The organism is Pseudomonas sp. LJDD11 (assembly GCF_024584215.1).
Lineage (GTDB): Bacteria > Pseudomonadota > Gammaproteobacteria > Pseudomonadales > Pseudomonadaceae > Aquipseudomonas.
This window is the reverse complement of sequence record NZ_JANJFL010000032.1, coordinates 26,124-35,642: the sequence shown is the minus strand read 5'-3', so window position 1 is coordinate 35,642 and position 9,519 is coordinate 26,124. Positions and strand designations below refer to the sequence as shown.

Annotated in this window: 10 protein-coding genes; 4 read left to right on the top strand and 6 right to left on the bottom strand. The window is 60.8% G+C overall.

Annotated features, from left to right (window positions below):
* Positions 1 to 68 precede the first annotated feature (68 nt).
* On the bottom strand, positions 69 to 1,379 hold the full coding sequence (locus NRB16_RS25885; RefSeq protein ID WP_257107282.1) for an MFS transporter: 1,311 nt from the start codon (positions 1,377 to 1,379) through the stop codon (positions 69 to 71).
* 358 nt (positions 1,380 to 1,737) lie between these two features.
* Here NRB16_RS25885 and NRB16_RS25880 point away from each other — a divergent pair, with 358 nt between their 5' ends.
* Positions 1,738 to 2,139 (top strand): acyl-CoA thioesterase, encoded by a 402-nt coding sequence (locus tag NRB16_RS25880; RefSeq protein WP_045485549.1) that lies wholly within the window; start codon positions 1,738 to 1,740, stop codon positions 2,137 to 2,139.
* Positions 2,140 to 2,235: 96 nt separating this feature from the next.
* Entirely contained in the window at positions 2,236 to 3,144 is a 909-nt protein-coding gene (locus tag NRB16_RS25875; RefSeq protein ID WP_045485547.1) for a D-hexose-6-phosphate mutarotase, read from the top strand.
* On the opposite strand, the gene NRB16_RS25870 is transcribed toward NRB16_RS25875, so the two are convergent.
* The 4 genes from NRB16_RS25870 to purE all read right to left on the bottom strand — a co-directional run bounded on the left by NRB16_RS25870 (position 3,145) and on the right by purE (position 5,705).
* A complete protein-coding gene (locus NRB16_RS25870) occupies positions 3,145 to 3,678 on the bottom strand; it encodes a DUF3299 domain-containing protein (RefSeq protein ID WP_253142641.1) in 534 nt (177 codons plus the stop codon).
* A 79-nt stretch (positions 3,679 to 3,757) separates the two neighbouring features.
* Positions 3,758 to 4,006 carry a GlsB/YeaQ/YmgE family stress response membrane protein gene (locus tag NRB16_RS25865; RefSeq protein WP_045485542.1) on the bottom strand — a complete coding sequence of 83 codons (249 nt, stop codon included), beginning with the start codon at positions 4,004 to 4,006 and terminating at the stop codon, positions 3,758 to 3,760.
* A gap of 115 nt (positions 4,007 to 4,121) precedes the next feature.
* On the bottom strand, positions 4,122 to 5,204 hold the full coding sequence (locus NRB16_RS25860; RefSeq protein ID WP_253142642.1) for a 5-(carboxyamino)imidazole ribonucleotide synthase: 1,083 nt from the start codon (positions 5,202 to 5,204) through the stop codon (positions 4,122 to 4,124).
* Between the two features lie 9 nt (positions 5,205 to 5,213).
* On the bottom strand, positions 5,214 to 5,705 hold the full coding sequence (gene purE / locus NRB16_RS25855) for a 5-(carboxyamino)imidazole ribonucleotide mutase (protein ID WP_045485536.1): 492 nt from the start codon (positions 5,703 to 5,705) through the stop codon (positions 5,214 to 5,216).
* Between the two features lie 379 nt (positions 5,706 to 6,084).
* Here purE and NRB16_RS25850 point away from each other — a divergent pair, with 379 nt between their 5' ends.
* A complete protein-coding gene (locus tag NRB16_RS25850; RefSeq protein ID WP_052483376.1) occupies positions 6,085 to 6,729 on the top strand; it encodes a hypothetical protein in 645 nt (214 codons plus the stop codon).
* Here the strand turns inward: NRB16_RS25850 and NRB16_RS25845 are convergent.
* Positions 6,704 to 7,651, bottom strand: coding sequence for a LysR substrate-binding domain-containing protein (locus NRB16_RS25845; protein WP_045485534.1), 948 nt, complete (start codon positions 7,649 to 7,651; stop codon positions 6,704 to 6,706). The genes NRB16_RS25850 and NRB16_RS25845 overlap by 26 nt on opposite strands.
* 205 nt (positions 7,652 to 7,856) lie before the next feature.
* Between NRB16_RS25845 and aspA the strand changes: the two genes are divergently transcribed.
* Entirely contained in the window at positions 7,857 to 9,281 is a 1,425-nt protein-coding gene (gene aspA / locus NRB16_RS25840; protein ID WP_045485533.1) for an aspartate ammonia-lyase, read from the top strand.
* The last annotated feature ends 238 nt before the right edge of the window (positions 9,282 to 9,519 follow it).

Below are 9,519 nucleotides of genomic sequence, written 5' to 3'. Positions count from 1 at the left end.
TGACCTCTGTATGAACTGATTATGACAATAAGATGAAAGCCCAACTTGCGCACGCAAGTCGGCCTTTATCAAAGCGGCTGGAACCAGACCCAGCGCTTGCGTGAAAGCAAAAACAGCCCCAACAGCATGCCCAGCCCGCACAGCGCCGCCACATACCAGGCAGGCCCCATCGGATTCTGTTTAAGCATCAGGGTCACCACCATCGGCGTCAGCCCGCCAAAGATCGCATACGCCAGGTTGTAGGAGAACGACAGGCCCGAGAAGCGCACCACCGGCGGGAAGGCTTTGACCATCACATAGGGCACCGCACCGATGGTGCCGACAAACGCGCCGGTCACGGCATACAGCGGGAACAGCCAGTCCGGATGAGCGCTCAGGGTATGGTAGAAGGTCCAGGAGCTGAGCAGCAGGCCGATGCTGCCAAGCAGCAGCACCCAGCCCGGTCCGAAGCGGTCAGACAGCACGCCGGCGACGACGCAACCGATACTCAGGCAAACAATAGCCAGGCTGTTGGCCTTCAACGCCGTGGCGGCGGCAAAACCGTAACCGGTCTGCAGCAGGGTCGGGGTCATCAGGATCACCACCACGATGCCCGCTGACAGCAGCCAGGTCAGCAGCATCGACAGCGCCACCGAACCACGGTGCTCGCGCAGTACCGCCTTGAGCGGCACTTCCTCGGCCAGCGCCTTGCGCAGTTGCAGTTCGGCGAATACCGGGGTCTCGTGCAACATGCGACGCAGATACACGGCCATCAGACCAAAAACACCGCCGAGCAGGAACGGAATCCGCCAGGCGTAGTCCGAGACCTCTACCGGGCTGTAGATACTGTTGATCAGCGTGGCGACCAACGAGCCGAGCAGGATGCCAGCAGTCAGGCCAGCGGTCAGGGTGCCGCAGGCGAAGCCGATCTGCCGGGCCGGCACGTGCTCAGAAACGAACACCCAGGCGCCCGGGACTTCACCACCAATTGCCGCGCCCTGAATGACCCGCATCAACAGCAGTAACACCGGGGCCCACAGGCCGATCTGCGCGTAAGTCGGTAGCAAACCCATGATCAGCGTCGGGATCGCCATCATGATGATGCTCAGGGTGAACATCTTCTTGCGGCCCAGCAGGTCGCCGAAGTGAGCCATGACGATACCGCCCAACGGCCGGGCCAGATAACCGGCGGCAAAAATGCCGAAGGTCTGCATCAGACGCAGCCACTCCGGCATGTCGGGCGGGAAGAACAACTTGCCGACGACCGCAGCAAAGAACACGAAGATGATGAAATCGTAGAATTCCAGAGCGCCGCCCAGCGCAGAGAGCGACAGGGTTTTGTAGTCGCTACGGGTCAAAGGGCGCGAGGAAGACGCACTATCAGAAGGAACAGAGGACATGACAAGGCTTCTCTAAGGGCATTTCTTTTGAGTGGCAGGCGACAGCGACGCTGGCTGCCTCGCTGTAGCGGGCAGAAGCGCTTGTCCATGGCAATGGCGCGGGTAGGCATCAAAATTGCCTGTATCAGTAATCTTGTTACCGGTACGGGTCTGGCAAGATAGCAAAATGTTGCAAAAAACTCATGAGCACTGCGCGTACCTGTTACAAATACGCATTGACGGTCGTCGCACGAGAGCACGACCGATATACTCGCCAGACACCAGAACCCTGTGCCAGAGCGGCTCAGGCTTCCCGAAAGCTCTGGTAGAGCGTCTTTTCAGCTATCCAAGAGAGTCATGGGTCAGAGGCACCCCAGGCATGATCGAGCTTGAACAAGAAGATCCAATCCCGCAGGGCGATCTGGCCTTGCAAATCACCGCGCTGCCGCGTGAAACCAACGGTTTCGGCGATATCTATGGTGGCTGGCTGGTTTCACAGATGGACCTGGCAGGCACTGCGATGGCCAGCAAGATCGCGGGCGGGCGGGTTGCAACCGTGGCCATCGACCGCATGGCCTTTCTGGTTCCGGTGGCAGTCGGCGAACAACTGACCTTCTATACCCGCACCCAGGAAGTCGGCCGCAGCTCGATCAAGATGCTCGTCGAGGTCTGGAGCGATGACCCGCTGACCAGCGAATGGCGCAAAGTGACCGAAGCCGCCTTCGTCTTTGTCGCCATAGACGACAGGGGCCGGACCCGCTCGATCAAGCGCCGCGGCTGAGTTCAGCCACACAGGCGGGCACAGGAGCGCCGGTTGGCGCTAAACTCGACGGCTTTGGTGCAGTCAATGTCCATAGCCTTTGAGTGAGAACTTCCCATGCCCACGCCCCAGGTTGAATCCATTACCATCGATGAGCTCGAATGCTTGCGCATCCGCCACGGCGACGCCGAGCTGCTGATTGCCCAGCAAGGCGCGCACATCCTCAGCTATCAGCTCGCCGGCCAGCAACCGCTGGTGTGGCACAACGATAAGGCGTCGTTCAAACAAGGCACGCCCATTCGCGCCGGCATCCCGGTGTGCTGGCCATGGTTCGGCAACCTGGCACGTAACCCCGAAAGCGTCCAGGCCATGCGCGACAGCACCGAACCTGCCAATGCCCACGGCGAAGTGCGTATTCTGGACTGGCAACTGCTGGGCATCGGCGAAGACGGTGATGCCCTGCTGGTCGAGTTCATTCAACCCCACGCCGAACAAGGCCTGCCCGGCTGGCCGCACAAAGTCGCCCTGAAACTCAGCATCCGCCTGGACCAGGCCTTGAACGTCAGCCTGGTCAGCTATAACTGCGGCGCTGAAACAGTGACCTTGAGCCAGGCACTGCACACCTATTTCGTGGTCAGCGACGTGCGTCAGGTCAGCCTGCAGGGCGTCGACGGCCTGCGCTATATCGAAACTCTGGAGAACTGGGAAGAGCGCAAGCAGTCCGGCGACCTGGGTTTTGCCGGCGAAACCGATCGCATCTACCTCGACACCCCGCCCCTGCTGAGCATCGTTGACCCCGGCCTGCAGCGGCGTATCCAGATCCAGACCAGCGGCTCGCATTCAGCCGTGGTGTGGAACCCCTGGATAGATCGCGCCCGCGCCCTGCCCGACATGGCCGACGACGGCTGGCAGCGCATGCTGTGCGTGGAAACCGCCAACGTGATGAGCGATGTGGTCACCCTGGCCCCGGATCAGATGCACGTCTTGAGTGTCAGCATCTGGAGCGAGGCGCTGCAGGGCGAGTGATCAGAGGTCAGCCTCGACCACCACCCTCACCTTCGCCGCATCCAGGGCGTAGGCGGCGTCGGCCAGGTCGTTGCTGACCTTCTCGATTTTCAGCCCACCGGTCACCCACAACGGGGTATAGATATCGTCGATCTTTACCCCCTTGGGGTAGCGCACCAGCACCAACTGGTTGGGCGGCGGCGGCGGTACGTGGATACAGGCACCCGGATACGGAACCAGGAAAAACAGCGTGCTGTTGCCCTTGGCGTCGGTCTCCAGCGGTACCGGATAGCCACCCAGCCGGATGGTCTTGCCGTTCATGCCGGCGACCGTCTTGGTCGAGTACATCACCGCAGGCAAGCCTTTGCTCTGCTTGAGCCCGCCCTTGCTGTCGAAGGTCCCCATCGCTTCCGGCGAGTTGTGATCAATCTCAGGCATGGCTTCCAGAGCCTTCTGGTCCGACTTCGGCATCAGCTCCAGCCAGTCGGTTTCCGGAATTTCAGCGCAGGCCAGGGTGGACACCAGCAGCAGGGGCAGCAACAGGAAGCGGCGCATCGTACGACTCGGCAAGACAGATGGAAGTCGCGCATTCTAGCCCTGCGCACGCACGAAGCAGAGGGCAGAAGCGGATGTTTCACGATTTCTTTTTGATCATCCCGTAGATCACCAGCAGGATGATCGCGCCGACCAGGGCGCCAAGAAAGCCGGCGGTCTCGCCAGCATGATAGATACCCAGCATCTGGCCACCGTAGGTCGCGGCCAGGGAGCCGGCGATACCCAGCAAGACGGTCATGATCAGGCCCATGCTGTCATCACCCGGTTTCAGAAACCGCGCCAGCAGACCGACAATCAAGCCGATGAAGATAGTTCCGATGATACCCATGTGGTTTTCCTCCCGATGAATAGAACCCGCCAGGACGCTGTGCATCTTGGCGTGTTGCTATGTGAGGACGGAAACGGCGGTTTGGTTCCGGGGCAGAGCCCCGGATGTTCCGCGATCAGGCCTTGACCAGCGCCTGGACCTGCGCGACCTGACGGTCGAGGGTGGCACGGTCGGCGCTGCGCACGGTGGCGTGGCCGACCTTGCGGCCAGCCTTGAAGGCCTTACCGTAATGGTGCAAGTGGCAATCCTCAACCGCCAGCACGGCGGCAACCGCCGGCACTTCGCCGATGAAGTTGATCATCGCGCTTTCACCCACCTTCGCGGTGGAGCCCAGCGGCAGACCGGCAACGGCGCGCACATGGTTCTCGAACTGGCTGCACTCGGCACCTTCGGTGGTCCAGTGCCCGGAGTTGTGGACCCGCGGCGCGATTTCGTTGGCCTTGAGGCCACCGTCGACCTCGAAGAACTCGAATGCCAGCACACCGACGTAATCGAGTTGCTGGAGCACCCGACCCGCATAGTCTTCGGCCAGCGCCTGCAACGGGTGATCGGTGCTGGCGATCGACAGGCGCAGAATGCCGCTTTCGTGGGTGTTGTGGACCAACGGGTAGAAACGCGTTTCGCCGTCACGGGCACGCACCGCGATCAACGACACTTCGCCAGTGAACGGTACGAAGCCTTCGAGCAGGCATGGCACGCTGCCCAGCTCGGCAAAGGTGCCGGCCACATCGGCCTGGCTGCGCAAGACCTTCTGGCCCTTGCCGTCATAACCCAGGGTCCGGGTCTTGAGCACCGCTGGCAGCCCGATGCGCGCCACGGCGTCATCCAGGTCCTGTTGCGACTGGATATCGGCGAACTCGGGCGTCGGGATGCCCAGGTCCTTGAACATGCTTTTTTCGAACCAACGGTCGCGGGCAATACGCAGCGCTTCAGCGCTCGGGTAGACCGGCACGAACTGCGACAGGAACGCCACCGTTTCAGCCGGTACGCTTTCGAACTCGAAGGTCACCAGATCAACCTCGTCGGCCAGTTGCCGCAGGTGATCCAGATCGCCGTAATCGGCACGCAGATGCTCGCCCAACGACGCCGCACAGGCATCCGGTGCCGGGTCGAGAAAAGCGAAGTTCATGCCCAGCGGTGTCCCCGCCAGAGCCAACATGCGGCCCAGCTGGCCGCCACCGATAACACCGATCTTCATGGAAAAACCTCAGGCGATGCGCGGGTCTGGATTGTCCAGAACAGTTTCAGTCTGTTCAGTGCGGAACTGCTTGAGCGCCGCGTGATACTGCGGATGCCTGGCGCCCAGGATGCTCGCCGACAGCAGCGCGGCATTGATCGCACCGGCCTTGCCGATGGCCAGGGTAGCGACCGGGATACCGGCCGGCATCTGTACGATCGACAACAGCGAGTCTACGCCCGACAGCATCGACGACTGCACCGGCACGCCAAGCACCGGCAGGTGAGTCTTGGCAGCGCACATGCCTGGCAGGTGAGCAGCACCACCGGCACCGGCGATGATCACTTCGATGCCACGTCCTTCAGCCTCTTCGGCGTACTGGAACAGCAGATCCGGCGTGCGGTGTGCAGACACCACCTTGACTTCGTAAGGGATGCCGAGCTTTTCCAGCATATCGGCGGTGTGGCTAAGGGTGGACCAATCGGACTTGGAGCCCATGATCACGCCAACCAGTGCACTCATCGTCGAGCCTCTCATCGGGCGCCCGCAGGCGCGTCTAAAAACAACAAGCCACGCAGGAAAACCGGCGTGGCTTGCTGTACAAAAAATGACCGTCGAGCCGGCCAAAGGCCGCGCAGTATACCCCAAAGTCGAATAACAAAAGCACCCTCTGCGACCATCCGTCTGCCTGAGGGAGTCAGGCGCCAGCAGAGACGGCAAGCAGCCCGGAAAAATCCTGCAAACCTGGCCGGCACGACAGCGGTTTTTCCTGCACCACGGCTCGCATTAGCCATACACCTCGTGCTGGCTGCAGGTGCTTCCCCGACACTGACAAAGACGATTAGGTGAACCTTGAACCGGACTTGCCCGGTTGCCACGTTCCCTGAATGGAGTCTTGAACATGAGCCTGAAACAACTTGGCCTGATACTGGCCTTGAATCTGTACCTCTCAAGCAGCGCCCTGGCCGCTCACGACCAGGTGGATAGTGACCACCTGCTACCGATCTTTCTGACCCTGTTTTTCCACGACCAACTCACCGATCAGGAAATCGCCGGGGTCAAATCTGACAATCTTGACTGGTTTTTAAAGGAGCTAACCGAAGTTACCGGTCGCCGGACCCATGTCATCACCAAGCGCCATCAACCGGGAATCACCGATTTCGGCTACAGGACCGGCGACAGCACCCAGGCCATCGAGCAATGGCGCCAGCGGCTGAGCGCCTACCTGCATGCCAACAACCTGCCCCTCGACTCCCGACGCCACAAGTATGTGCTGGTGACCCGTCACAACCTGACCCACGACGTGGGCGGAATTGCCCGGGTGCAGATGAACGAAGCCATTGCTTCGCTGCGTGCCTACATCAATATCGCCCACGAAGTCGGCCATTTGTTTGGCGCCACCCATGAGAACGCCTATTTCCGCCTGGCCGCCCTTCCACCCTGCCGTACCTTGATGTATCCCAACCACACCGCTCTGGTCGCCAATTGCTATGAATTCAGCGAGTCCAATCGTGAGGCCATCAGGCATTACCTGAAGGATGAATGACCCCTTCGACGTCTTCGCTGGTGCCAGCCGCCGCGCTTTCCAGCTTGCGCCATAGCAGGCGCACGTTGGCTTTGCGTACCAGGGCGCAGCGGTACAGGCGGATTTCCAGCGGCACATGCCAGTGCGCCCCGCCACACACCACCAGTTCACCGCGCTCCAGCTCGGCACGCATGCTCAGGCGCGGAACCCAGGCAACGCCCAACCCCTCCACGGCCATGCACTTGAGACTCTCGGCCATGGCCGTCTCGTACACCGTGGAAAAACGCAGATTGCTCTGGCGCAGCAACAAGTTCACCGAACGCCCGAGAAACGCGCCGGCGCTGTAAGCCAGCAGTGGCACGGTACTGCCGTTGTCCAGATCGAACAGCGGCTGGCCCTGCGCGTCGGCAGCGCAGACCGGCAGCATCTCGCTGTGCGCCAGATGCAGCGAGGGGAAAATTTCGGCGTCCATCTGCAACGCCGCATCCGGGTCGTAAAATGCCAGCATCAGGTCACAACCACCTTCACGCAAGGCATGCACCGCTTCACCGACGTTGGTCGCCACCAGACGGGTCGCAATGTTCAGGCCGTCATTGCGCAATTGAGCGATCCAGCGCGGGAAGAAGCCCAGCGCCAGCGAGTGCGCCGCTGCCACCTGGATAACCTCGCCCTGCCCGCCTTCCAGATGATGCAGGTGGCGCACCACCTCCCCGAGCTGCTCGACCACCGTACGCGCGGTAACCAGAAACAATTGCCCGGCAGCGGTCAGCTCGATGGGCGTGCGCGAACGGTTGACCAGGGTCAGCCCCAGCGCCGCCTCAAGACTGCGGATACGCCGGCTAAAGGCCGGCTGGGTGACGAATCGACGTTCGGCCGCCTGGGAAAAACTGCGGGTCGCGGCCAGGGCGCTGAAATCCTCCAGCCATTTGCTTTCCAGGTTCATCTGGTCCTCCCGGACACCCGTTTTTCACTAAGAAACGCAAAGCGCGATTGACGCGCGTATATAAAGCATAAATTAGGTCAAGTCACATGACATTATGCCGTTAGTGCATGGCATATTATGCAACAGCATTGGTCAAGATTCTCTTGGAGCCCCAATATCAAGGCGCTCCGGCATTATTCATGCCTTCCTTGAGATGACCTCTATCATGTCCTCGCCTGCATCATCGCGTATCGAAAAAGACCTGCTTGGTGTGCTCGAAGTACCCTCCGACGCCTACTACGGCATCCAGACCCTTCGTGCGGTGAACAACTTTCACCTCTCCGGCGTTCCTCTTTCGCATTATCCGAAACTGGTCGTGGCCCTGGCCATGGTCAAGCAGGCGGCAGCCGATGCCAACTTTGAGCTGGGTCACCTGAGCCAGGCCAAGCACGCTGCAATCAGCGAAGCCTGTGCGCGTCTGGTACGCGGTGATTTCCACGAGCAGTTCGTGGTCGACATGATTCAGGGCGGGGCCGGCACCTCGACCAACATGAACGCCAACGAGGTTATCGCCAACATCGCCCTGGAAGCCATGGGCCATGAAAAAGGCGAGTACAAGTACCTGCACCCCAACAACGACGTGAACATGGCGCAGTCGACCAACGACGCCTACCCGACCGCGATCCGCCTGGGTCTGCTGCTCGGTCACGACGCGTTGCTGGCCAGCCTCGACAGCCTGATCAATGCGTTCTCGGCCAAAAGCGAAGAATTCAGCCACGTGCTGAAAATGGGCCGCACCCAGTTGCAAGACGCCGTGCCGATGACCCTGGGCCAGGAATTCCACGCCTTCGCCACCACCCTGACCGAAGACCTGAACCGGCTGCGCAGCCTGGCTCCAGAGCTGCTGACCGAGGTCAACCTGGGCGGTACGGCAATCGGTACCGGCATCAACGCTGACCCGCGCTACCAGAACCTGGCCGTGCAGCGCCTGGCGACGATCAGCGGCCAGCCGCTGGTGCCGGCGGCTGACCTGATCGAAGCGACCTCCGACATGGGCGCGTTCGTGCTGTTCTCCGGCATGCTCAAGCGTACCGCAGTCAAACTGTCGAAAATCTGTAACGACCTGCGCCTGCTGTCCAGCGGCCCGCGTACCGGCATCAACGAAATCAACCTGCCGCCGCGCCAGCCAGGCAGCTCGATCATGCCCGGCAAGGTCAACCCGGTGATTCCGGAAGCGGTCAACCAAGTGGCCTTCGCCATCATGGGTAACGACCTGGCGCTGACCGTGGCAGCCGAAGGCGGCCAACTGCAACTGAACGTGATGGAGCCGCTGATCGCCTACAAGATCTTCGACTCGATCCGCCTGCTGCAACGCGCCATGGACATGCTCCGCGAGCATTGCATCACCGGCATCACGGCCAACGAACAACGCTGCCGCGAGCTGGTCGAGCACTCGATCGGCCTGGTCACCGCACTGAACCCTTACATCGGCTACGAAAACGCTACCCGTATCGCACGCATCGCCCTGGAAACTGGTCGTGGCGTACTGGAACTGGTGCGTGAAGAAGGCTTGCTGGAAGAAGACGTACTGGCTGACATCCTGCGTCCGGAAAACATGATCGCGCCACGCCTGGTTCCACTGAAGGCCTGACGTTATTGCTCCACCGACACCGCTCACCAGGCTGAGGGCCTAGACACCCCTCCGCTTTTTCAGGGGCCTGGAAAATCCTCCAGGCCCTTTTTTTATGACTGCCGATTACAGGACGCAAGGAGGCTCCGGTTTCACCGGCAAAACCCTTAGCACAACCCTCGCAAGCGCGATGTTCTATAGCCGTACATCTACATACAAGAAAACGACTACAGACGTCTCGATATTGCACCGGTATAGT